We start from the raw sequence: 22,380 nt of genomic DNA on the forward strand, positions 1-22,380 counted from the left end.
TTGTGGTGGCTGTTCGGCAGGTCGTGGACGTCGTGCTCTGCTCGGACGAACCGTGGATCACGATGTGGTGGTTCTGCGCCCCAGGGCGAGGAACGGGTCGGAAGGGGTCAACGCGTGGGGACGAACGCGGGCGCGAGCTTTCCGTCCACCCAGGCCGCGACCACGGCCAGCCCGGTGGCCGCGGCCGCGGCGAGCAAGAGGGCCCGGCCGCCCAGGCCGCTCGCCGCGCCCGCGAGCGCCGCTCCGGCCGCCGCCGAGGTCACCTTCAGGCCCGCGCTCGTCACGAACACCTGGGCCTGCGCGTTCGCCGGGGCGTACGTGCCGCGGGCCGAGAGGGTGGCCGTGAAGGACATCGCGTTCAGCACGCCCAGTGCCGCGAACCCGGCGATCGCCACCGCGTAGGCCGGGGCGAACGCCGACATCGCCGTGGCCGCCGCCATGGCCGCGAACAGGCGGGTCGCCAGCACCTCCGGCTCGCCGCGCAAGGGCCACGCCGTCACCATGGCCGAGCCCAAGAGACTTCCCGCGCCGTAGGAAACGGTCAGCGTCGCGCCCGCCGCGGCCGTGCCGTGCAGTTCCGCGCCGAAGCGCACCGCGACGACCGGGAGCGCCCCCAGCTCGACGGCCGCCAGCACCGTCAGGAGCGTCACCCGGCGCAGTGGCCCCCGCCGCACCAGCACCGCCAGCCCGGCGCGCAGGCCCGCTGCCTCCCCAGGGTGCGCCCGGCCCGCCACCGGCAGCGTCACGACCAGCGCCCCCGCGGCCACCGCCGCGACGGCCAGCGCGAGCACCGCCTCGAGCGGACCGGCCAGCGCGGTGAGCGCCGCGGCCGTCGCCGGGCCGGCCGTGCCGCCGAGGCCGTAGGTCAGCGCGTCCCAGCCGCGGCCCCGGCGGCCCGGGCCGAGGTCGTCCAGCACGCTGCTCAGCCCGCCGGTCAGCAGCGGTCCGCAGGCGCCGGCGACCGCCACCGCGGCGAGTGCCGCGGCCGTGGGCAGCCTGCCGGCCGCGAGCGCGCCCGCGGTCAGCGCGACCCCGTACACCAGGTACGCGAGCGCCAGCAGCCGGCGCCGGTCGCGGGCGCGGTCCAAGCGGACGGCCAGCCACGGGCCCACCAGGTGCGGCGCGGTCAGCGCGGCGACCAGCAGCCCGCCGGTGGCCGCGGACTGGTGCCGGTCCGCGGCGAGCAGGAGCAGCCCGACCGAGGCACCGCTGTCGGCGCCGCGGACCAGCACCGCGGCCGTCAGGTACCGCGCCAACCCGGACATCGCACCCCCGTCACCCCATTGTCTGGTGACGCCACCTTGGCAGGTGACCCCGTCACCGGTCAATATGGTGACGTGTTTACCTTCCTCAGCGGCCGCCCCTGCCTGGACCTCACGACTACGCTGCAGGTCCGGCACCGGGAGCACCCCCGCGAGCTGCTGACCGCGCCCGCCGACGTCACGCGCTGGCTGGCCGAAGCGCGGTACGGCGCCGGCATCACCGTCGACGACGCCGGGCTCCGCCGGACCGTCGCGCTCCGGGAAACCGTCCACCGGTTGTGCAGCCGGGCCGGGAGGGACGGCGATCGCGCGCAGCTGAACGCGTTCGCCGCGCCGCCGCCGCTGGTGCCGTACTGGACGGGCACGGCGGTCGAGTACCACGGCGACCTCGGCCAAGCCCTCTCGACGCTCGCCCGCGACGCCGTCGACCTGCTCGCCGGCTCGCACGCCGCCCGGATCCGCGAGTGCGCGCACCCGGACTGCAGCCGCCTGTTCCTGGACGCTTCGCACGCCGGCCGTCGCCGCTGGTGCGACATGACCGCGTGCGGCACCAAGGTCAAGTCCGCGGGGTACCGGCAGCGCCGTCGGGTGGTCGAGGTTCCGGATGCGCCTTCACTGGGTAGCCCACTGGTGTGAGCTGAGCAGGTGATGCCTGCTGCGACGAGTGAGAGGTGATCACATGAGCCAGGGCGACGCCCCGGTCGGGCGATCGGTGAAGACGGCGGCGGCCGGCGTACGGGATCTCGCCGCGGAGGCCGCGCGGGTGGGGGCGGCCGCGGCCGCGCGGGCGGTCGAAATCACCGATCGGAAGCTGGCCGAAGGCAAGGACGAACTCGCGAAGGTCGGCCGCGCCGCGACCAAGGACCTCGACAAGAGCACCCGATCGTCGCGCCGTGACGTGCTGACGAACTCCGGCGTGGCCCGCGACGAGGTCCTGGCCCGCGCGGCGAAGCTGCGCGACCCGGGCCGCAAGGCGGCCCAGGCGGTGGCGACGGTGGTGAGCTCGGCGGGCGAGTCCGGCCGGAAGCGCCGCAAGGCCGTGGCCACGGCGAAGCGCGACTTGGCGGTGGCGCTCCAGGAGGCCAAGAGCGTGGCCCGCGGCGAGCGCACGAAGCGCGCCCGCTGGCCGTGGCTGGTGGCGATGGGCGCGGTGGCGGCGGCGATCGTGGCGGTGGTCCAGATCCGGCGGCCGAACCCGCTGGCCGAGAACACGCCGGCCCAGCAGGGCGAGAAGCCGGCGGGGACCCCGGCGACCGCGCCGACTCCGCCGGCCGCGACCACCCAGCCGGCTGCAGCGGCGACGGCGGACAAGCCGGAGGCTGCAGCCAAGCCGACACAGCCGCCGACCCCGGCCTCGCAGCCGGCGGCCAAGCCGGCGGCGACGCCGACCCCGGCGTCGGCTGAGAAGCCCGCGCAGCAGGCGGCCAAGGCCGCCGACGGCGCGAACGGCCGCGCGCCCGCGGGCCGCGGCCAGAACAAGGCCCACTAGGCCACGCACCGGTGCCCGCGCCCGAGGTGATCACGGGCGCGGGCACCGGCACGCCCGGACAAGGCGGGCGAACGGCCGCTTGCGGGTTGAGGCAGAGTGAGGCCCACCAAGTCGGAGTGCTCGTTGCGCGCGAACCTGCCAGGGCCCCATGGCCGCGAGTCAGCACAAGCCCAGCCGCCGTTTCCCGCCCCTTCTGAAAACGCTTACAATTGCCCCAGCCGAGCGGGGGAGGTCATCGATGGGGTGGCAGTTCGCGGTGAGCACGCTGGGTATGCCCGGCCTCCCGGTCCGCGAAGCCGCCCGCATCGCGCGCGCCCACGGCTGCGCCGGTCTCGAACTGCGCGTGCACCCCGATGAAGAAGTCCACCTGGGACTCTCCGGTGCCGCCACCGATGCCGTCCGGTCGCTCCTCGACGGCGAGGGCCTGGCCCTCTCGTGCCTCGCCGGGTACGCCAAAGTCGCCGCTCCCGGCGCTGACCGGCCCGTTGTCGACGAACTCCGGGCTCTGATCGCCCTCGCGCACCGCATCGGTGCACCCGCGATCCGCGTCTTCCCCGGCGGGGACGGGAACGCCCGGCCCCGCATCGCCGCCGTCCTCGAGGACCTGCGGGATGCCGGGGTGCGGTTGCTCGTCGAGACGCACGATTCGCACCCCACCGGGGCCGCCGCCCGGAGCCTCGTCGCCGGGTTCGGGGCACCGGAGCTGGCCGCCGTGCTGTGGGACGCCGTCCACCCGTGGCGCGCCGGTGAGGAACCGGCCGTCACCAAGGAGGTGCTCGGCCCCTACCTCGGCTACTTCCAGGTCAAGGACGTGGCGAGCCGTCAGTCGCCGACGCCCGTACCGCCGGGGGAGGGCGCCGTTCCGCTCGGCGAGTGCGGTGAGCTGCTGCGCTCGTGGTCCGGCTGGGTGTCACTCGAATGGGAAAAGGCCTGGTACCCCGACCTCGCGCCGGTCGACGTCCCGCTGCGGGCCGCCGCGGCCTGGTACGCCCGGTACCTCACGCCACCCGGATGACCGTCCGGCCCCGCGCGCCGAACGCCGCCGGGGCTTCGGCGAGCGGGCGCACCGTGTCGATCCGCGGGCGGAGACGTCCGTCGCGGACCCGCTGGGCCAGGTCCGCGAGGCGGGCCCGGTCCGGCTCCACGACGAAGAAGATCCCGGGCCGGACGCGGGGCGGCTCGGCGATCGTGACGAGCGTGCCGCCGTCGCGCACCAGCTCGGCGGAGCGGTCGAGGACCTCGCCGCCGAGGACGTCGAGCACGAGGTCCACCGGGCCGATGTCCGGAGAGAGCGGGTCGAAGAACGCTTCCGCGCCGCGCCCGAGCACGGTGTCCCGGTCGGCGGCCCGGCCGGTGCCGAGCACGCGGGCGCCCGCCTCGCGCGCCAGCTGCACCGCGAGCGACCCGACGCTGCCGGCCGCGCCGTGGACGAGGACGGTCCGGCCCGCGGTGAGGCGGCCGTGGTCGAACAGCGCCTGCCACGCCGTCAGCCCGGAAATCGGCAGGGCCGCGGCGGTGACGTGGTCGACGTCGGCCGGCAGCGGCGCGAGGTTGCGCGCTTCCACGGCCGCGTACTCGGCCAGCGAGCCGTTCCGGGCCCAGTCGGCCATGCCGAAGACCCGCTGGCCGACGGTCAGCCCGGTGGTCCCGTAGCCGAGCTCCGCGACGACGCCCGACAGCTCGTGGCCCGGCACGCTCGGCGTCCGGTCCCGGCCGGCGCGGTCGGTCCAGGTGGCCGGCCAGGTCAGCTCGCCGGGGGTGAACCCGGCCGCGTGCACCCGCACGATGACGTCGTTCTCGGCGGCGTGGGGGTACGGCAGTTCGGTCAGGGCCGGTTCGGCGGCCCGGCCGGCGACGGTGATGGCGTGCACGTCAATTCTCCTCGAGCGGGTTGCGGGCCATGCGGGTGGCGAGGTCGTTGCGCATCGCGGCCGCGGCGGAGCTCTCCGGCTTGCGGGCCGCCTGGTCGCCGAAGCAGCGGAGGAACTCCTCCACCAGATCCAGCCGCGGGTAGCGCTCGAGGACCTCCCTGCGCAGGTCCGGGGGCAGGTCCGCGACGTCGCGCCCGGCGATGTCGGCCGCGGCGGCCCTCGACAGCAGGAACCCCTCGGGGTCCTCGGCCGGGTCGACCTCCGCCGCCATGTGCCGGACGATCACCTCCGCCAGCCGCGCGCGCCGCTCGGGCGGCCAGCCGGCGCCGGCGGCGAACACCCAAGCCACGTGGCCGCCGGCCACCTCGAACGGCTTGGCGTGACTGTCGAACTCCGGCGCGAGCCCGATGTCGTGCAGCATGGCCGCGACGAACAGCAGCTCGGGGTCGAAGCCGACGTGGTGGACGCCGCCGAGCGCGGCCGCCCAGGCGTACACCCGCATCGAATGGTTGAGCAGGGACGGCGCCGAGTAGGCCGACGCGACCTCGGTGGCGTGCTCGCAGGCGGGGCCACCCGGCAAGGTGAGTTCCATAGCCCGAGCTTACGCCTTACATTACGAGCAATGTATGTAACGTAACTTACGCCGAAGGGGCCGGGCCGCGGTGGGATCCGCGGCCCGGCCCGGGAACCCGGTCAGCGGCCGGAGAGGTTCACGTCACTGCAGAAGTAGTACGACTGGTCGAGGTGGCTCGCCTGCCAGATGGTGTAGACGACGTGCCGCCCCGTCCGGGTGCCCGCGTTCACCGCGACCTGGTACTGCCCGGCGGGCGCGTAGCGGCCCGTCTGGGCGACCAGTTCCAGGTTGCCCCAGCCCAGTGGCTGGGTGGCGGGGTCGAAGCCCTGCTTGGTGATGTACACCAGCAGGTAATCGGCGCCGTGGTGGGCCTGGTCGGTGACGGTGAGGGTGAACCGGTTGTCCTTGTTCGCCATCTGCCACGCGCCGACCGTGTCGAGGGCGTTGTACCGGGGCGCCTGCGTGCGGCCGCCGCTGCACAGCGTCCCGTCGGGGATCGCGCCCTGGTGGTTGCCCTTGACGCCTTCGCGGTAGAGCCCGTTCCAGTTCCACATCGCGTTCGGGTCGGCCTGCCAGGCCTGCCAGCACATCGGGTCCTTCGTCGCCATGGCCGGGTTCTGGAAGTCGCTGCCCCAGCGGTTCCAGCAGCCGTAGTTGCGCGACGGCGGGTCGGTGGCCGAGCCGTGCGCGTCGGCGACGCCGGTGAGCACGCCGCCCAGCAGCACGGCGGTCACGGCCGTCACCAGCAGGGAAAGCAAGGTCTTGCGTCGGGGAACCACGCTGTCCTCCTTCGTCGGGGCCGGATTCGGGGAGCGCTCCCAGGTCGTGCCGGACGACCATACGCGGCCGTGCGCGCCCCCGGCCACCACGCGATCTCCGCCGAAGTCCTGCGGAGCAACGGTTTCCGGCACGCTGCCGGACTGAACGGGCACTGAACGGCGGAAAGCCGCGAGCTCTCGGCCGCCCGATCGGTCCCGGCCCGGGAACGCCGCGTGAAGGCGGGGCCGGCCGGCTGCTCCGCGCGGGTGCATCCGGAAAAATTCTCACCGGAGGGCGAGCCGGGGGTGGCCCGCGGCCGGCGAGTCCTCAAAGGACTTGAAGCGATCTCCGTCCGGTGCTACAAAAACAAGGGGAGAGCAGGACATGACCTGGTGACATCGCGAGACGATCCGGGGAGTGAACGACGATGCCGGACCGGAGCACGCGTGCGGGCGACGGGTTCGCCGAGCTGGTGCTGGCCGAACCCGAGTGGGTCCGAGCGGAGTTCGACGCGATCGTGGCCGCGAACTTCGGGCCGCCCCCACCACCGGTTCCCGCTGCCCGCCGCCGTCCGGGGGTGCCCCGACCGGTCGCGGGCCGGCCGCGCCGGCGCCCGGGTGCCCGGCTGCTCGCCGGGAAGTGCCCGCGGCGGGAGCGCGCTCCTCCGCGGCTGCGGACGCGAAGCGAACCGAGATCGAGGAAAGGGGAGTGATGCCGTGACGGCGCCCGGGTTTCCTTCGGCGCCGGCGTGCGCTGCCTGCCCCGACAGCGGCCGGTAGGACCTCTGCAGGCCCGGCCACCGCGCCTCCAGGCGCATCCCCGCGGCAGCCACGCCGGCGTGCCGGGAGCCGTCGAGTTCGCGCAGGACAACGGTTTCGACACGCTGGTTCCTCCGCAGGTCCCGGTGCCGGCCGCCGGCACCGGGACCGCTCCGCGAGTCACAGGGAAAGGAATTCGCCCCGCTGCAGCAGGTGCACCCGCGTCGGCGGACGGCGCCGCCGGACCTCCTCCAGGAAGTTCGACACCGGCGAGTGGAACAGGCCGTAGTCGTCGAAGTGCACCGGGACCGCCCGCCTCGGCTCCAGCAGGTTGAGCAGGTCGACCCCGCCGCGGTGGTCGAGGGTGACCAGCACGCCGAACGCTCGCGTGCCGCCCAGGTGCACCACCGCGAGGTCGAGGCCGGGGAAGTGGTCGCGGATGGTCCGGAGTTCGTCGTGCAGCACGGTGTCGCCGCTGACGTAGATCCGCAGCGGATCGGCCTCCGGCGTCGCGCGGTACTCCAGGACGCTGCCCATCACCGGCGGGAGCAGCCGCCGGATCGGGCCCGGGGCGTGCCGCGCCGGGACGGACGTCACCGCCAGCCGCGCGTCGCCGTCCGAGAAGTTCTCCGTCGTCCACGTCGGCAGCGGGAGCGGGGCGTGGAAACCCCGCCGCAGCAGGCGGGTGGCGGCGTGCTCGGTGGTGAGGATCGGGGTGTCGCGGGGGAGTTCGTGCGCGGCGATCCGGTCGAAGTGGTCGCCGTGCAGGTGGGACAGGAGCACCGCGGTCAGCGGCGGCAGGTCCGCCGGCTGCAGCGCGGGTTCGGTGCGGCGCCGGGAAAACAGGCCCTGACCGAAGTACGACCACTGGCCGCGGTGCAGGAAGTTCGGGTCGGTGAGCAGCGTGAACGGACCCAGCCGGAGCACCGTCGTCGCGGTTCCGACGAACATCAAGGAGTCGCCGCCGGGCGGATCGTAGGCGGGCATCGGAAGTCCTTTCCCGGCTCGGGGCGAAGCACCGGATGACACGGGCCGGGGCGCGGCCGGGCGGACCGCGCCCCGGAACTCCCCGCCTCAGCTCTGCGAGCGCACGTTCTCCCCGGCTTCCTGGGCGCGCTCGGTGACGTCGCCGGTCGCGGACCGCGCTTCGTCCTTGACCGTGGACGCCGCGTCGGCGGCTTCGGACTTCACCGACTCGGCCGCCTGCTGCACGGGCTCGCGCAGGTTTTCCTTCAGTTCCTCGGCCGCGTGCTGGGCCACCGGCGCCACGTGCTCCTTGGCGAGGTCGGCCGCCTGGCCGGCGAGCCGGCGCTCCGGCTCGCTCGCGGGCAGCAAGGACGACACGAGCCAGCCGGCGCCGAAGGCGATCAGGCCGGCGGCCAGCGGGTTGCCCTGCGTGCCGCGGCGGATCGACTGCGGCGCCTCGCTGACGGCGTCGGCGGCGGAATTCACCTTGTCGCCGGCCGCCGAGGCGACCGAGCCCACCTTGTCGCCCGCGGTCGACGCGTGGTCCGACGCGGTGCCCATGACACGGTCCCGCGCGTGGCCCACCGCCGAGCGCATCCGGCCGATGCGGCGTTCGACGATCCGGCCCGGGGTCACCTTTTCGGTGAGGGCGTTCACGTCCGTGCTGAGATGGCGTTGCGTGCCTTCGATTTCGCGGCGGATGCGCTCCGGTTCGGTCATCGTCGTTCGCCTTTCACTGCGTCCGGGACCTGCTGCAGGGTCTCGACGGTGCGTTCGGGTTTCGGGTTGACCCGGCGGACTTCCCGCCGGCCGGTCGCGTAGAGCACGGCGCCGGCGATCACCCACACGACCGCGACGATCAGCGCCGCCCAGCCCGCGTCCATCACGTTCGCGAGGCCCTGCCACAGGGCGATGGAGAGGAACAGCACGACCATGTAGCCGGCGAACCCGGCCCCGCCGAGCATGCCCGCGCCCTTCGCGGCCTTGCCCGCTTCGGCCTTCACTTCGGCCTTCGCCAGCTCCACTTCCTGCCGCACCAGGGTGGAGAGGTCCTTCAGCACGTTGGACATCAGCTCGCCGACCGAGGTGTCGGCGACGTCGACGGGTTCACCGGCGCGGGGCGCGGGCCCGGGTGCGTGCGTCATCACGGCACCTGCCCCGGCGCGGAGAAGCGCGGGCTGGGCTGCGGAAGGTCTTCCGTCGGCTGCGGCGCGGGGTACCCGCCGGGCGCCGCGCCCGGCTGGCCCGGCTGGGGGAGGCCGCCGCCCGGCTGCGGTGCGTTGTACCCGCCCGGGGCCGCGCCTTGGTGGCCCGGCTGCGGTGCGCTGTATCCGCCCGGGGCCGCGCCTTGGTGGCCCGACGGCTGGGGGAGGCCGCCGCCCGGCTGGGGTCCGTTGTACCCGCCCGGGGCCGCGCCCTGATGGCCCGGCTGGGGTGCGGCGTACCCGCCCGGGGCCGCGTATCCGGTACCGCCCGGCTGCGGAAGCCCTTGCGGGGCGGGGTATCCGGCGTCACCCGGCGGGGTCGCGGCGGGGCCGGCGTGCGGCTGCGGAGCGCCCGCCCGGCCGTTCGGGGAGCTTTCTTCCTTCTGCTGCGCGACGACGCCCCGGGTGAGCCGTCCGACGAGGGCACCGGCGACGGCCGCGCCGACCAGGAACGTGCCGGGACGGCGGCGGGCGAAGCGCCGCACCTCGTCCAGCAGATCGCCGGGTTCGCGGTGCTCGAGCCAGTCGGCGACCGACCGCGTCCGGTCGGACACCTGGCGCGCGACGTCGCCGGCGAGGCCGGGCGAGTCGGTCTGCTCCGCCATCCGCTCGAGCTGACCGGCCAGCTGGTGGAGGCTCTCGGCGGCCTTCCGCTGGCCGTCCTTGGCCTGCGCCTGCAGCTGTTCCCGGCCTTCGCGGACCAGGTCGCGCGCTTCCCGCTGGGCGTGCGCGGCCACGTGTTTCGCTTGGTCCGCGGCCGTTTGGGCGACTTCGCCACCCCGGTCGGCGGCGGTGGAAGCCACTTCGCGGGCTTCGCCCTTGGCGGTTTCCGGCATCGACGGCGATCCGGGGGCGTGCTGCGGCGGTGACTGACCACCGGGTCCCTGAGTCATCCCGACCTCCTGGGGGAGAGGCACTTCCGCGCCTATGTGGGTGCCGGTGGCGGACCATCGGCCTGGTAGGGCGGCTGGCTACCCGGGCGGTCGGGGGATAAACCGGGCGCCGGCGCGGCTCGTCGTCAGCAGCGACACCGCGTCACGCAGGTTGTCCGGGGCGCCGGTCCCCGGCGGCCGGCCGGGCCCGGCCAAGACGAGGCGCGGCACCGGGATCCCGCGCGGGGGAGTGGCCGGGCGGCTGCTCCACAGCACGACCGCCGCGGGCCGGACCCGGTCGATCGCGTGCCGGAGCGCGGATTCCGGGATCGAAGCGCCCAGGAACAGCGCCGCGCGGCCGTGTTCGGCCAGCGCCGCTCGGAGGGCTTCCAGCGGCAGCGTGTGCCGCTCACCGTCCACACAGGCCAGGAGCACCGCGGGCCCGGCACCGGTGGGCGTGGGAATCCGGTGCAGGGCCGCGGCGATCGCCCAGGACAGCCCGTGCACGAGGTCGATGCAGCGATCGGCGTCGGGGCCGCAGAGGGCGGTCAGCGCCGGGCGGCAGAGCTCGTCCCAGGTGCCGAGGACACCGCGGTCGGCGAGGTGCGCGTCGAGGAGCGCGGCCGCGGTGTCGATCTTCAGACCCCGGACGGCGGCCAGCAGCGTGTCCACGTCGGTCGCGCGCGCCCGGAACGCCTGCGCCGCCGCGGCTTCCGCGCTGAGTCCCTGCCCGATCAGGTGCTTCATCCGGAGCAGCGCCTCGATGTCCGCCCGCCCGTAGTGGCGGTGGGTGCCGGTCTGCGGCGCGGACAGCGGGAGCTCGTACCGCCGGTGCCACGCACGCAGCGTCGAGGCGGGCAGGCCCAGCATGCGTGCGGCCGCCCCCGCCGTCCAGGTGACGGCGGGGGCGGCCGCGGGGCGGTTCACCGGCAGGCTCAGTTCCCGGGTCGGGCGACGTCACCGCGCCAGGCGCCGGTTTCGCGGCCGCCGCGCTCTTCGATGAACGTCTTGAACCGGCCGAGGTCGGCCTTGACGCGGCGGTCCAGGATGCCGAGCTTGTCGGCGACGTTCTCGACGAAGCCGTCCGGGTCGATGTCGAGCTGGGCGGTGACCCGGGTGTGCCGGTCGTCGAGGCGGTGGAACGTCACGACGCCCGCGTGCGTCGGGCCGGAGTCGGCCTTCCAGGCGACGCGCTCGTCCGGGTGCTGCTCGGTGATCGTCGCGTCGAACTCGCGGGTCTGCCCGCCGACACTGATCTTCCAGTGGGTGTGGGTGTCGTCGAGCTGCCGGATCTCGTCGACGCCCTCCATGAAGTGCGGGAAGGACTCGAACTGCGTCCACTGGTTGTAGGCGGTGGTGACGTCGGTCTCGACGTCGACGGATTCGGTGACGGTGCTCATCGAAGCCTGTCCTCTCTGCGCGGGGTCGGGTTGCTCTCCTCCCCGATTACCCGGCAAATCGATGACAAAACGATGCAACCGTTCTAAAGTCGGCAGCAGCGAAGGGAGCTCCCCGTGACCGATGACCGGCCGCCCGTACTGACGGTGCGCGTGCGCACCGTGCCCGAAGCCGTCGTCGTCGCGGCGGCCGGGGACCTGGACCTCGGCACCGCGCCGGTGCTGCGCGCGCGGGCCAAGGCCGCGCTGGCGGGTGCCCCGGGGGCGCTCATCGTGGACCTGGGCGCGATCACCTTCTGCGGCTCGGCGGGGCTGCAGGTGCTCGCCGAGCTCGTCACCGAGACCGCGGTCGCGGACCTCCCGTTCGCGGTGGTCGCCGACGGGCGCCCGGTGCTGCGCTCCCTGCAGGTCACCCGCCTGGACGGGACGCTCGCGCTGCACCCGACGGTCGACGGCGCCCGCGCGTGGATCCGGCAGCGGCCCGCGAACGGCGGTTAGGGGCGGCCCCGTCCCGGGTAGTCCTCCGCCATGGAAGCGGAGGCGTTGCTGCAGAGCCTGTGCCGCGTCGTGACCACCCTCGACGGCACGGGCATCCGGTTCGCCGTCGCCGGCGGTCTGGCCGTGTACGCCCGCGGCGGACCGCCGTCGGACCACGACGTCGACCTGTTCCTCAAGCCCGGCGACGCCGACCGGGCCGCGGAGGTGCTCACCGCCGCGGGCCTGCGCCGCGTGCACCCGCCGGAGGACTGGCTGACGAAGGTCTACGACGGCGACATCCTCGTGGACCTCATCCACGGCCCCAACCACCGGCCGGTGACCGACGAGCTGCTCGACCGCGCCGCGCTGATGCGGATCGGGTCCACGGCGGCGCCGGTCGTCTCCGGCACCGACCTGCTGGTGGACAAGCTGCTCGTGCTGAGCGCGCACCGGTGCGACTTCGCGCCGCTGCTGCGCATCGCCCGCGACCTGCGCGAACAGGTCGACTGGACCGACGTCGCCGTGCAGGTGTCGGCGTCCCCGTACGCCCGGGCGTTCCTGGCGCTGCTCGGCGACCTGGCCGTGATCGACCCGAAGGAGGCACTCGTGCCCGAACCACCGCAGTACCTCGTCGCCCGGCTCAGCCGGGCCCTGGCCGAAGACCCCCGCACCGCCGAGCTCGGCGTGCACGTCACCGTGCGGGGCGAGCACGTCCACCTGAGCGGCGAAGTCACCTGCGCCGCGCGCAAGGAGGAGGTCGACACCGTCGTCGGCGAGTACCTGACCGGGGAGCTGGTGCACAACGACATCCGGGTCGCCGACGTCCGCGAACCGGCGAGCGCGGAGGAGATCGGCCGATGAGGATCGCCGCGGTCGGGGACGTGCACCTGGGCGAGGACTCCCGCGGCCTGCTCCGGCCGGCTCTGGAGCACCTGGCGGGCACCGCCGACGTCCTGCTGCTGGCGGGGGACCTCACCCGGCACGGCACCATCGAGGAAGCCCGCGTGGTGGCCGACGAGCTCGCCGGCCTCGGCGTGCCGATCGCCGCGGTGCTCGGCAACCACGACCACCACAGCGACCTCGGCGAGATGATCTCGAACCTGCTCCGCGAGACCGGGGTCGAGGTGCTGGAGGGCGACGCGGTCCGCTTCGACCTGCCGGACGGCTCCCTGGGCGTCGCCGGGGTCAAGGGCTTCGGCGGCGGGTTCGCCGGCAAGTGCGCCAGCCGCTTCGGCGAGCGCGAGATGAAGGACTTCGTCGAGTACACGATGGCGTCGGCCGATTCGCTGCGCAAATCGTTGCAATCCCTCGACACGGACGTCGTCATCGCGCTGACCCACTACGCCCCCATCTCCGGCACCCTGCACGGTGAGCCACCCGAGATCCACCCGTTCCTCGGTTCGTACCTGCTCTGCGAGCCGATCGACGAGGTGGGCGCCGACCTGGCGCTGCACGGCCACGCGCACTTCGGGTGCGAGCAGGGCGTGACGCCCGGCGGGGTGCGGGTGCGGAACGTGGCGCAGCCGGTGATCCGGAAGGCGTATGCGCTTTACGACCTGCACCCGGCGGAGCTGTCCACGCGCCACTGACGCGGTTACCGAGTGGGCCGGTGCCGGCTGCCGGGCAAACCGCTCAGGCGGCCAGCTGCGCGGCCGCGGCCAGGACGTGCGGCGCCAGGCCCTCGGCGATCACGCCGTAGCCGGCCGAGGACGGGTGGAACCGGTCGGCGGAGAAGAGGGCGGGGTCGGCGGCGAAGCGGGCGGCGAGTTCGGGGCCGGCGGTGGCCACCGCACCCCCGGCGCGGATGGCGGCTTCGGCCTGGGCCTGTGCGTAGTGACCGCTGGCCGCCGACACCAGCTGCCGGTAGGGGCCGGGGACCCGCGCGACGATCCCCAGGTCGGGCGCCGGCACCACGATGACGCGGGCGCCCGCGCGGACGAGCCGTGCCACGGCGTCGTGCAGCTGGCGCGCGCCGACGGCGGGGGAGACGAATCCGGCGAGGTCGTTCGCGCCGATCACGATCAGGGCCAGGTCCACGCCCTCGCCCAGGGCGACGCCGACCTGGCGTTCGAGGTCGTCCGAGCGCGCCCCGGGTACGCCGAAGTTCCGCAGGCGCACGGTGTGGCCCGCCTCGCGCAGCAGGCGGGCGAGCCGCCGGCCGAGGGTGTCGTCCTCGCGGGTGCTGCCGACGCCCGCCGCCAGCGAGTCGCCGAGGACGCAGAATCTCAGTGGAGCGCTCATCACGGGGTACAACGTGGCCGCGGCGTCATTGTTTCCCGCCGGGGCTGCCGGGACCTGGGTCTGCCTGGTCCTGGCAGACCCAGGTCCGGCCGGGCCTGGCCCGGTGCTCGCGGCCGCCGCAGGATCGGGGCCATGACGAACAGCATGAGAGCGGTCACCATCCCCGAATTCGGTCCGGCCGAGGTCCTGCGGCTCGACACCGTGGCGGTGCCGGAGCCCGGGCCGGGCGAGGTCTCGATCGACGTCGCCTACGCCGGTGCCAACTTCGCCGAGGTCCTCTACCGGCAGGGGGTCGTGGACGTCCCGCTGCCCTTCGTCCCCGGCATCGAGGTCTCCGGGCGGATCCGCGCGCTGGGCGAAGGCGTCGAGGGCCTCTCGGTGGGGGAGCCGGTCGCCGCGTTGACGATCGTGGCGAGCGGGGGCTACGCCGAGGTGGTCACCACCTCGGCCGACCTGGTCGCCCCGCTGTCCGGGACCGGGCTGGAGATTGCGGCGGCCGTGCCGTCCAACAGCACCACCGCCTTCCTCGTCCTCGAACGCGTGGCCCGGCTGGCGCGCGGCGAACGCGTCCTGGTGCACGCCGCCGCCGGCGGGGTCGGCAGCCAGCTGGGCCAGGTCGCGCGCCTGCTCGGCGCCGGCCGGGTGGTCGGCACGGTCGGCGGCGAAGCGAAGATCGCCGCCGCGAAGGCGTTCGGCTACGACGAGGTCGTCCTGCGCGACGACGTGGCCGGCACCGGCGAGTTCGACGTCGTCGTGGACATGGTCGGCGGGCCGGCGCGGCGCGCAAGCCTGGACCGGCTCGCCCCGCTGGGGCGCCTGGTGGTCATGGGCAACGCCTCGGGCGCCGAGGACGTCGGCGTCTCGGCCAACGAGCTGTGGTTCACCACCAAGACCGTGTCGGGGTTCAACCTCGCCGGGGTTTCCGCCGTGGCGCCGGAAACCGTGGGGCAGGCGCTGCGCCGCGCGGTCGCGGCCGTCGCGGACGGCACCCTGCGCGTCGACGTCGAAGCCCTGCCGCTGGCCGACGCGGCGGCCGCGCACCGCCGCATCGAATCGGGTTCGACGACCGGCAAGCTGGTGCTCCGCGTGCGGTGACCCGCGGGTGTGACGGGTATCCGCCTTGAGACCTCGGCCGCATCGCGCATAATGGCCCCTGACCGACTGCTTGGTATGTGCCGCGCACCACACCCGAAGGAGACAGCCTGCCGTGAACTCGTTCAAGGACCGCGTCGCGATCGTCACCGGCGCCAGCCGGGGCATCGGCCTCGGGATCGCGAAGACGCTCGTCGAGCGCGGCGCCAAGGTCTGCCTCACCGCTCGCAAGCCGGAAGCCCTGGAGGAGGCCGTCAGCTCCCTCGGCGGTCCCGACGTCGCCATGTTCGTGGCGGGCAAGTCCGACGACACCGACCACCAGGACGAGACGGTCGCCAAGACGATCGAGACCTTCGGCCGGCTCGACTACCTGGTCAACAACACCGGCATCAACCCCGCCTACGGGCCCACCCTGGACATCGACCCGGCCGCCGCGGCGAAGATCCTCGGCGTCAACGTGCTCGCGCCGCTGGGCTGGACCAAGCGCGCCCGCGACGCGTGGATGGGGGAGCACGGCGGCGCCGTCGTCAACGTCGCTTCCGTCGCCGGCCTCGGCGCTTCGCCGGGGATCGGCATGTACGGCGTCAGCAAGGCGGCGCTGATCCGGCTGACCGTCGAGCTCGGCGCCGAGCTGGGGCCGAAGATCCGCGTCAACGCCGTCGCGCCGGCCGTGGTCAAGACGAAGTTCGCGACCGCGCTGTACGAGGGCCGCGAGGAGGAGGTCGCCGCGGCGTACCCGATGAAGCGGCTCGGCGTGCCGGCCGACATCGCGGGCGCGGTGGCGTTCCTGCTGTCCGACGACGCGGGCTGGATCACCGGCCAGACGATGGTCCTCGACGGTGGCGTGACCCTCGGCGGTGGCCTGTGACCGGCGTCGTCGTCACCGGGGGCGGCGGCGGGATCGGCGCCGCGCTGGCCCGCCGCTTCGCGGCCGACGGCGCCCGGGTCGTCGTGGCCGACCTCGACGGGGACAAGGCCGCGGAGGTGGCGGCCGAAGTCGGCGGGACGGCGTTCGCGGGCGACGTCGCGAGCCTGGACGGCGTGACGAAGCTGATCGACAGCGCGCGTTCGACGCTCGGCGAGATCGACGTGTTCTGCGCGAACGCGGGCATCGCGCCCTTCGGCGGCGCGGAGAGCGGCGAGGAGGTGTGGGCGCGCACGTGGGAGGTCAACGTCATGTCGCACGTCCGCGCGGCGAACCTGCTGCTCCCGGCGTGGCTCGAGCGCGGCCGGGGCCACTTCATCGCCACGGTGTCGGCGGCCGGCCTGCTGACCAGCCTCGGCTCGGCGCCGTACTCGGTGACCAAGCACGGCGCGCTGGCGTTCGCCGAATGGCTGTCGGCGACCTACCGCCACCGCGGCATCACGGTGCAGGCGATCTGCCCGCAGGGCGTGCGCACGGCGATGCTGGAGAGCACCGGCACGGCGGGCCAGCTGCTGATGGGCGCGTCGGCGATCGAGCCGGAGCAGGTCGCCGACGCGCTGTTCGCGGCGATGGCGGAAAAGCGGTTCCTGGTGCTGCCGCACCCCGAGGTCGCGGGCTACTACGTGGCGCGCGCCACCGAGACCGACCGCTGGCTCGGCGGGATGAACAAGCTGCAGCGCAAGGTCGAGGAGGCCGTCGGCAAGCTGTGAGCGGTCACCCCGGTGGCCTTGGTGGTGGTCCGATGCAGTGAATGACTCATTCCTGGCGTCCGACGCCAGGAATGAGTCATTCACTGCATCGCCGCGGCCGACTTGCGACACTGGTGGATCACCCGGTACCAGTTCGGGTGCAGGCGTTCCAGTCCGATCGTGCCACCGCCGGGACGGTCGAACATCCGGACGCCGTCGCCGAGGAGGACCGGGACCGGCAGCGCGAGGATCTCGTCGAGGAGGCCGGCTTCGAGGCACTGCCGGGCCACGTCGGCACCCAGGACGTTGACGTACTTCTGCCCGGCTGCCTCCCGGGCCGCGGAGACCGCCGAAGCCAGGTCGCCGACGAACGTGACGCCGGGAACCGGTGCCGGAGGCCGGTGGGTGAGCACGAACTGAGGCCCCTCCCAGCCGCCCCCGAACGCCTTGCCTTCCCCCGGCGACCCCCGGTGCGGGTCGTCGCCGTCGAAGGTGGTGCGGCCCACCAGCAGGGCGCCGATGCGGGGGATGAGCGCGTCGACCGCCGGGTCGGGGCCCAGGTATGGCGTCAACCAGGACATGTCGCCGCCGGGGCCGGCGAGGAAACCGTCGACCGAGCAGCTGAACGCGTAGAGCAGTTTGGCCATGGGACCTGCCTCAGTGATGTCGGATGCAGGTACTGACGGCCGGGGCCGCGGAAACTCATCGGCAGGGCGGGAACCGGGGCGGACGGCGCTCGTTCCAGCTCGCCAGCCCCTCCGTCAGCTCGGGCCGGCCGAACGATTCGATCATCAGCTCGGTGGCCGAGCGTGCCGCTTCGGAAAGCGGCAGCAGCGCCTCCCGGGCGAACTGCTCCTTCATCACCGCCATCGACCGCGGTGCGCTGTAGGTCGCCAGCTCCGTCGCGTACGCGTGCGCGCGCAACCGCAGCTCCCCGGCCGGGACCACCTCCTGGACCAGGCCGTAGTCCAGCGCCTGTTCCGCGGTGAACGTCCGCCCGGACAGCAGCAGGTCGCGGGCCCGGCCCTGGCCGACGAGCTCCGGCAGCAGCTTCGCGATGCCGTATTCGGCGATCAGGCCCCGGCGGGCGAACGCGGTGGTGAACTTCGCGCCCGCGGCCGCGAACCGGACGTCCGCCGAGCACGCGATGACGAACCCCAGGCCGGCGCAGCCGCCGTTGACCGCCGCCACCACCGGGACACCCACCGAGGCCGCCGCCAGCACGTCCCGGAAGTTGTCCTCGACCGGGGGCCGCGTGGCGATCGTGCCGAGCAACCCCAGGTCGGCGCCGGGGCAGAAGGCCCGGCCCGCCCCCGTGACGACGACCGCGCGGACCTCCGGGTCGGCGTCGGCCTGCCGCAGCAGGGCGCCGTAGCGGGCCTGCATCGGCACGTCCATCGCGTTGCTGCGGTCCGGCTTGTCGAAGGTGCACGTCACGACCGGGCCGTCCGCCTCGTACCGCACGCCATCCACAGTGGACATCGCCGCCTCCTCGGGGTCGACCCATACTAAGCGGTCGCTTGGGGAGAAGTCACGCGCCGGACGGGCGGGTGGGCGCCGAGTTCGAAATTATCGAACCCTTTGATTGTCCGGAAACCTCTGTGCCATAGTGCTTTCCGCCCGCACAACGCCGCGCTGGAAGGGGCTCACCCGATGCCGGAAGCAGAACCGAGTGGTCTCCGCAGACGGGTGGTGCTGGGCGGGGTCGGCGCCGCTGTCGCCGCGTCGGCCGTCACGCCGGTCGCCCGGGCCGCCGACGCGCTCACGCCGCCGGGCCAGGCGCGAGAAAGCGATTTCACGGCCGGCTGGCGGTTCGCCCTGGCCAACCCCGACGGCGTCACCGATCCCGGCGGTCGCTTCGCCGACGCCCCGAAGCCCGGCTTCGACGACTCGGCGTGGCAGGTGGTCGACGTCCCGCACGACTGGAGCATCGAACTCCCGCCGACCGGCAAGGGCACCAGCAGCGGGTCCGGCTTCTTCCGCGGCGGGCTCGGCTGGTACCGCAAGATGTTCACGCTGCCGCCCTCGCCGGCGGGCAAGCGCGTGTCGGTGGAGTTCGACGGCGTCTATTCGGACGCCCACGTCTACCTGAACGGCGAGTTGCTCGGCCACCACCCGTACGCCTACACCGGGTTCGCCTTCGACCTCACCGGACGGCTGCACACCGACGGCCGGACGCCGAACGTCCTCGCCGTGCGCGCGACGAACCCGCTGCCCAGCAGCCGCTGGTACTCCGGCAGCGGGATCTTCCGCCGCGTCCGCCTGGTCGTCACCGACCCGGTGCACGTCGCCCGGCACGGCACGTTCGTCACCACGCCCGACATCGCCGCCGGCCGCGGCACGGTGCGGGTCGCCACCGACGTCGTCAACGACTCCGGCGCCGCGGTCACCGCGCAGGTGCGCACGACCGTCACCGACCCGGCGGGTCGCGTGGTGGCGACCGGCTCGACGGACGTCGCGGTACCGGCCGGGCGGACGGTGACGGCGGTGACCGGAACCCGGGTCGAGCGTCCCCTGCTGTGGTCGTTCGAGACCCCCCGGCTCTACCGGCTGCGCACCGACGTCGTCGTGGCCGGGCGCGTGCTCGACACGACCACCGCGGACTTCGGCTTCCGCTACACCGAATTCCACCCGGACCACGGATTTTCGCTCAACGGGAAGCCGGCGAAGCTGCGCGGGGTCAACCTGCACGCGAGCCAGGGTGCGCTGGGCGCGGTGATCGACCCGGCTGCGCTGGAGCACCAGATGCGGCTGATGCTCGCGATGGGCGTCAACGCGCTGCGGACCGCGCACAACCCGCCGGACCCGCAGCTGGTGACGGTCTGCGAACGGCTCGGGATCGTGATGATGGTCGAGGCGTTCGACTGCTGGCGGACCGGCAAGCTCGAATACGACTACCACCGCGACTTCGACGAGTGGAGCGGGCGCGACATCGCCGAAATGGTGCACGCGGCCAAGAACTCGCCCGCGGTCGTGCTCTGGTCGATCGGCAACGAGGTGCCCGACGCGTCGATGGCGGGCGGCCCGGAGATCGCCGCGGGCCTGATCGCCGCGGTCCGCGCGATCGACCCGACCCGGCCGATCGTGATGGGTTCGGACCGCTACCGCGGTGTGCCCGCGCCGGGCTCGCCGCAGGACCTCATCCTCAAGCAGCTCGACGGCCTCGGCGTCAACTACAACACCGCCCAGTCGATCGACGGGCTGCACAAGCAGTACCCGGACAAGTTCTTCTTCGAGTCCGAGTCGTCGTCGGCGACCTCGACGCGCGGCGTCTACCAGGAACCGGAGCTGCTCAACACCGGCGAAAACCACACGCCGGGCAAGCGGGCGACGTCGTCCTACGACAACAACCTGGCCTCGTGGACCTTCAGCGGCGAGTACTCGCTGAAGAAGGACCGGGACCGCAAGTTCTGCCAGGGCCAGTTCCTGTGGTCCGGGCAGGACTACCTCGGCGAGCCGACGCCGTACGACGTCTTCCCCGTCAAGACGTCCTTCTTCGGCGCGATCGACAGCGCCGGCCTGCCCAAGGACGCCTTCCACCTGTTCCGCAGCCAGTGGACCACCGCCCCGATGGTGCACCTGACCCCGATGGACTGGACGAACCACCGGCCGGGCGAGCCAGTCGCGGTGCGGGTCTATTCCACTGTGGACACGGTCGAGCTGCTCCTGAACGGGAAGTCGTTGGGCGTGAGGAAGTTCGACCGCAAGACCACTGTGGACGGCCGGGGCTACCTGGAGACGACCGAGCCGGCCGGCGACGACAAGAACGATCCCTCCGGCAGCTACACCAGCCCGAACGGCAGCGCCGGCAAGCTGCACCTGACCTGGACCGTGCCCTTCGAGCCCGGCACGCTGACCGCGGTCGCCCGGGCCGGCGGCCGCGAGGTGGCGCGCGACGAACTGGTCACGGCCGGGCCGCCGCGCGCGGTCGAGCTGAGCGTGGACGCGCCCGGTGGCGAGGTGGTGACCGGGGCGATGACGTTCGTGACGGCGTCGGTCGTGGACGCCCACGGGGTCGTCGTGCCCGGCGACGGGCCGGTGCTGCGGTTCACCGTCGCCGGGCCCGGCCGGGTCGCCGGTGTCGACAACGGGCGGCAGGAACTCGCCCAGGGCTACCAGCAGCCGGCGATCCCGGCGTTCAAGGGGCTGGCCGTCGCCGTCGTCGCGGCGACCGGCGGGCGCGGCCCGATCACCGTGACGGCGAGTGCTCCGGGGCTGGCGCCGGGGAAGCTCACCCTGCCCGGCTCGTCCCTCGGACAGCGCCACGGCCCGGGAGCGCGCGCGGTCGAGACCCCGGTGGTCCCGCCCGCTTCGACGGCGGACGCGAGCTACTCGGGCGCCCCGGACGCGCTGCCGTCGGCGATGCTGGACGGGAATCCGGCCACCGGCTGGTCGAACTACTACGTCAAACCGGCGACGGCGACGCTGAACGCGGTGAGCAGGCCGCGAGCCGCGGACTGGGTGTCCCTGGCCTGGCCGTCAGCGCAGCGGATCAGTGCCGTCACGGCGAACTTCGTCGTGGACGCGAAGCTGGCGCTGCCGGTCGCCGTCGAAGTCGCCTGCCGCACCGCCCGGGGCTTCGAGCCGGTGCGGAACCTGCGGATCACGTGGGGGACCGGCTCGAACGACCCGACGTCGTTCGCATTCGATCCGGTCGTCACCACGGAGGTGCGGGTGACGATGACCGCGCACGGCTTCCTGCGGATCAGCGCGCTGCTGGCCCGCTGAGGCGCGGGTCCGGCGGGGCGCACCCCCCGCCGGACCCCGGTGGTCACCGGCTACAGGGCGCGAGCGCGTCGAGGCCCTGCGGCTTGGCCGCGTTGCGGCCGATGGCGGTGGCGATCCGGTTGATCGTCGCCACGCGCTTGTCCTCGAGCGGGCCGAGGATGGCGTTCTGCACGAAGTTCGCGCCGCCCTCCCCGGCGCTGGTCACCAGGCGGTTGTTCGCCTCGGCGATCTGCGTGTCGAGCAGCTGCAGGTTGCGCTGGACCTCGGCCTGGGCCTGGGCGGGGATGGCCGGGAGCTTGCTCGCCACGTCGGGGCAGCTGATCTGCCCGGCCGCGGCGTTCCCGGTGTTCCCGTTCTGCCCGGCGTTGCCCTTGCCACCCGTGCCCTGGGCGGGCGCCGCCGGGGCCGCCGGAGCGGCACCCGCACCGGCCTGCCCGCCGACCGAGCACGTGGCCAGGCCGTCGAGGCCCTGCGGCTTCTCGGCCCGGCGCCCGATCGAGATGGCGATGCGGTCGATCGTGGACTTCCGCTTGTCCGCCAGCGGGCCCAGGATGGCGTTCTGCACGAAGTTCGGGCCGCCCTGGCCGACCGTCGTCTTCAGGCGGTTGTTGGCCTCGGCGATCTGGGTGTTGAGCAGGTCCAGGTTGCGTTGCACCTCGGCCTGGGCTTGCGCGGGGATGGCCGGGAGCTTGCTCGCCACGTCGGGGCAGCTGATCTGGCCGACCGCGGCCTGACCGCCCGAAGCGGCGTTGGCGGCGCCGGGGTCACCGAAGGTCGTGGCGATTGCCAGCGCCCCGCCCGCGATCGCGAGGCCGAGGGCCGCCGTCGCGATCTTCGTCCGCCGGGATAGGCGGTGTCGTCCACCGGAAGAAGGCATGAATGACTCCGTTTTCGTGCGTGAGTTAGCGTGAACATATGGGTACTCCGCCGTGTTCGGGGGATACGGCGGGGTTTCTGATGGGGCGGACCAATCTGGTCGCCGACGCCATGGTGGCCTCTCCATCAGGGGTTTGTCCAGTGTGATCCACCTGAAAAAGAAGATGTGAACCATTTCGAACCGGGGTACGTGTACCCC

The 22,380-nt window shown here is 73.7% G+C and carries 25 protein-coding genes; 11 read left to right on the forward strand and 14 right to left on the reverse strand.

Translation table 11 applies throughout. The features are described from left to right. Nucleotides 1-107: 107 nt before the first annotated feature. Nucleotides 108-1,265 (reverse strand): MFS transporter, encoded by a 1,158-nt coding sequence (locus ISP_RS16840; RefSeq protein WP_013224971.1) that lies wholly within the window; start codon nucleotides 1,263-1,265, stop codon nucleotides 108-110. Between the two features lie 72 nt (nucleotides 1,266-1,337). Here ISP_RS16840 and ISP_RS16845 point away from each other — a divergent pair, with 72 nt between their 5' ends. The 3 genes from ISP_RS16845 to ISP_RS16855 all read left to right on the forward strand — a co-directional run bounded on the left by ISP_RS16845 (nucleotide 1,338) and on the right by ISP_RS16855 (nucleotide 3,766). Beyond that, on the forward strand, nucleotides 1,338-1,898 hold the full coding sequence (locus ISP_RS16845; protein WP_013224972.1) for a CGNR zinc finger domain-containing protein: 561 nt from the start codon (nucleotides 1,338-1,340) through the stop codon (nucleotides 1,896-1,898). A 43-nt stretch (nucleotides 1,899-1,941) separates the two neighbouring features. Then, nucleotides 1,942-2,751 (forward strand): hypothetical protein, encoded by an 810-nt coding sequence (locus tag ISP_RS16850; RefSeq protein WP_013224973.1) that lies wholly within the window; start codon nucleotides 1,942-1,944, stop codon nucleotides 2,749-2,751. 238 nt (nucleotides 2,752-2,989) lie between these two features. Next, on the forward strand, nucleotides 2,990-3,766 hold the full coding sequence (locus tag ISP_RS16855; RefSeq protein WP_013224974.1) for a sugar phosphate isomerase/epimerase family protein: 777 nt from the start codon (nucleotides 2,990-2,992) through the stop codon (nucleotides 3,764-3,766). Here the strand turns inward: ISP_RS16855 and ISP_RS16860 are convergent. The 3 genes from ISP_RS16860 to ISP_RS16870 all read right to left on the reverse strand — a co-directional run bounded on the left by ISP_RS16860 (nucleotide 3,750) and on the right by ISP_RS16870 (nucleotide 5,975). After that, on the reverse strand, nucleotides 3,750-4,622 hold the full coding sequence (locus tag ISP_RS16860) for an NADP-dependent oxidoreductase (RefSeq protein ID WP_013224975.1): 873 nt from the start codon (nucleotides 4,620-4,622) through the stop codon (nucleotides 3,750-3,752). The two genes, ISP_RS16855 and ISP_RS16860, sit on opposite strands and share 17 nt — an antisense overlap. A gap of 1 nt (nucleotide 4,623) precedes the next feature. Beyond that, a complete protein-coding gene (locus ISP_RS16865) occupies nucleotides 4,624-5,214 on the reverse strand; it encodes an HD domain-containing protein (protein ID WP_013224976.1) in 591 nt (196 codons plus the stop codon). Nucleotides 5,215-5,315: 101 nt separating this feature from the next. Further along, entirely contained in the window at nucleotides 5,316-5,975 is a 660-nt protein-coding gene (locus ISP_RS16870; protein ID WP_013224977.1) for a lytic polysaccharide monooxygenase auxiliary activity family 9 protein, read from the reverse strand. A 407-nt stretch (nucleotides 5,976-6,382) separates the two neighbouring features. Between ISP_RS16870 and ISP_RS16875 the strand changes: the two genes are divergently transcribed. Further along, the gene (locus ISP_RS16875; protein ID WP_071831616.1) at nucleotides 6,383-6,667 is read left to right on the forward strand and encodes a hypothetical protein; all 285 of its coding nucleotides are present in this window, start codon (nucleotides 6,383-6,385) and stop codon (nucleotides 6,665-6,667) included. A gap of 226 nt (nucleotides 6,668-6,893) precedes the next feature. On the opposite strand, the gene ISP_RS16880 is transcribed toward ISP_RS16875, so the two are convergent. The 6 genes from ISP_RS16880 to ISP_RS16905 form a co-directional block, all read right to left on the reverse strand. Further along, complete coding sequence (locus ISP_RS16880) at nucleotides 6,894-7,700, reverse strand: MBL fold metallo-hydrolase (RefSeq protein ID WP_013224978.1); 807 nt, start codon at nucleotides 7,698-7,700, stop codon at nucleotides 6,894-6,896. Nucleotides 7,701-7,787: 87 nt separating this feature from the next. Further along, nucleotides 7,788-8,399, reverse strand: coding sequence for a DUF3618 domain-containing protein (locus ISP_RS16885; protein ID WP_013224979.1), 612 nt, complete (start codon nucleotides 8,397-8,399; stop codon nucleotides 7,788-7,790). Then, nucleotides 8,396-8,824 (reverse strand): phage holin family protein, encoded by a 429-nt coding sequence (locus ISP_RS16890; RefSeq protein WP_013224980.1) that lies wholly within the window; start codon nucleotides 8,822-8,824, stop codon nucleotides 8,396-8,398. The genes ISP_RS16885 and ISP_RS16890 overlap by 4 nt, the downstream gene beginning before the upstream one ends. Beyond that, a complete protein-coding gene (locus tag ISP_RS16895; protein ID WP_230468797.1) occupies nucleotides 8,824-9,777 on the reverse strand; it encodes a hypothetical protein in 954 nt (317 codons plus the stop codon). Before ISP_RS16895 ends, ISP_RS16890 begins: the two co-directional genes overlap by 1 nt. Nucleotides 9,778-9,855: 78 nt before the next feature. Next, entirely contained in the window at nucleotides 9,856-10,683 is an 828-nt protein-coding gene (locus ISP_RS16900) for a MerR family transcriptional regulator (protein WP_013224982.1), read from the reverse strand. A gap of 8 nt (nucleotides 10,684-10,691) precedes the next feature. Continuing rightward, on the reverse strand, nucleotides 10,692-11,156 hold the full coding sequence (locus ISP_RS16905; protein WP_013224983.1) for an SRPBCC family protein: 465 nt from the start codon (nucleotides 11,154-11,156) through the stop codon (nucleotides 10,692-10,694). A gap of 114 nt (nucleotides 11,157-11,270) precedes the next feature. Between ISP_RS16905 and ISP_RS16910 the strand changes: the two genes are divergently transcribed. From ISP_RS16910 to ISP_RS16920, 3 genes are read left to right on the forward strand one after another with little or no spacing between them, the layout of a single operon-like run. Beyond that, complete coding sequence (locus ISP_RS16910; RefSeq protein ID WP_013224984.1) at nucleotides 11,271-11,651, forward strand: STAS domain-containing protein; 381 nt, start codon at nucleotides 11,271-11,273, stop codon at nucleotides 11,649-11,651. A gap of 30 nt (nucleotides 11,652-11,681) precedes the next feature. Then, entirely contained in the window at nucleotides 11,682-12,491 is an 810-nt protein-coding gene (locus tag ISP_RS16915) for a nucleotidyltransferase family protein (protein WP_013224985.1), read from the forward strand. Beyond that, nucleotides 12,488-13,219 carry a metallophosphoesterase family protein gene (locus ISP_RS16920; protein ID WP_013224986.1) on the forward strand — a complete coding sequence of 244 codons (732 nt, stop codon included), beginning with the start codon at nucleotides 12,488-12,490 and terminating at the stop codon, nucleotides 13,217-13,219. Before ISP_RS16915 ends, ISP_RS16920 begins: the two co-directional genes overlap by 4 nt. A 43-nt stretch (nucleotides 13,220-13,262) precedes the next feature. On the opposite strand, the gene ISP_RS16925 is transcribed toward ISP_RS16920, so the two are convergent. Then, nucleotides 13,263-13,871 carry an SGNH/GDSL hydrolase family protein gene (locus ISP_RS16925; RefSeq protein ID WP_230468798.1) on the reverse strand — a complete coding sequence of 203 codons (609 nt, stop codon included), beginning with the start codon at nucleotides 13,869-13,871 and terminating at the stop codon, nucleotides 13,263-13,265. Nucleotides 13,872-14,003: 132 nt separating this feature from the next. On the opposite strand from ISP_RS16925, the gene ISP_RS16930 reads away from it, so the two are divergent. From ISP_RS16930 to ISP_RS16940, 3 genes are all read left to right on the forward strand, one after another. Further along, the gene (locus tag ISP_RS16930; protein WP_013224988.1) at nucleotides 14,004-14,966 is read left to right on the forward strand and encodes a quinone oxidoreductase family protein; all 963 of its coding nucleotides are present in this window, start codon (nucleotides 14,004-14,006) and stop codon (nucleotides 14,964-14,966) included. A 112-nt stretch (nucleotides 14,967-15,078) separates the two neighbouring features. Next, the gene (locus ISP_RS16935) at nucleotides 15,079-15,831 is read left to right on the forward strand and encodes an SDR family oxidoreductase (RefSeq protein WP_013224989.1); all 753 of its coding nucleotides are present in this window, start codon (nucleotides 15,079-15,081) and stop codon (nucleotides 15,829-15,831) included. After that, nucleotides 15,828-16,598: an SDR family oxidoreductase gene (locus ISP_RS16940; RefSeq protein ID WP_013224990.1), complete on the forward strand. Its 771-nt coding sequence runs from the start codon at nucleotides 15,828-15,830 to the stop codon at nucleotides 16,596-16,598. Before ISP_RS16935 ends, ISP_RS16940 begins: the two co-directional genes overlap by 4 nt. An 80-nt stretch (nucleotides 16,599-16,678) precedes the next feature. On the opposite strand, the gene ISP_RS16945 is transcribed toward ISP_RS16940, so the two are convergent. Both ISP_RS16945 and ISP_RS16950 read right to left on the reverse strand, forming a co-directional pair. Further along, nucleotides 16,679-17,224 carry a dihydrofolate reductase family protein gene (locus ISP_RS16945; protein ID WP_013224991.1) on the reverse strand — a complete coding sequence of 182 codons (546 nt, stop codon included), beginning with the start codon at nucleotides 17,222-17,224 and terminating at the stop codon, nucleotides 16,679-16,681. Between the two features lie 55 nt (nucleotides 17,225-17,279). Further along, complete coding sequence (locus tag ISP_RS16950) at nucleotides 17,280-18,059, reverse strand: enoyl-CoA hydratase-related protein (protein WP_013224992.1); 780 nt, start codon at nucleotides 18,057-18,059, stop codon at nucleotides 17,280-17,282. A gap of 171 nt (nucleotides 18,060-18,230) precedes the next feature. Here ISP_RS16950 and ISP_RS16955 point away from each other — a divergent pair, with 171 nt between their 5' ends. After that, entirely contained in the window at nucleotides 18,231-21,305 is a 3,075-nt protein-coding gene (locus ISP_RS16955) for a glycoside hydrolase family 2 TIM barrel-domain containing protein (protein WP_176742150.1), read from the forward strand. 43 nt (nucleotides 21,306-21,348) lie between these two features. Here the strand turns inward: ISP_RS16955 and ISP_RS16960 are convergent, their stop codons facing one another. Continuing rightward, a complete protein-coding gene (locus tag ISP_RS16960) occupies nucleotides 21,349-22,182 on the reverse strand; it encodes a hypothetical protein (RefSeq protein WP_013224994.1) in 834 nt (277 codons plus the stop codon). Between the last annotated feature and the right edge of the window lie 198 nt (nucleotides 22,183-22,380).

The sequence above is a fragment of the Amycolatopsis mediterranei genome, from assembly GCF_026017845.1.
Taxonomy (GTDB): domain Bacteria; phylum Actinomycetota; class Actinomycetes; order Mycobacteriales; family Pseudonocardiaceae; genus Amycolatopsis; species Amycolatopsis mediterranei.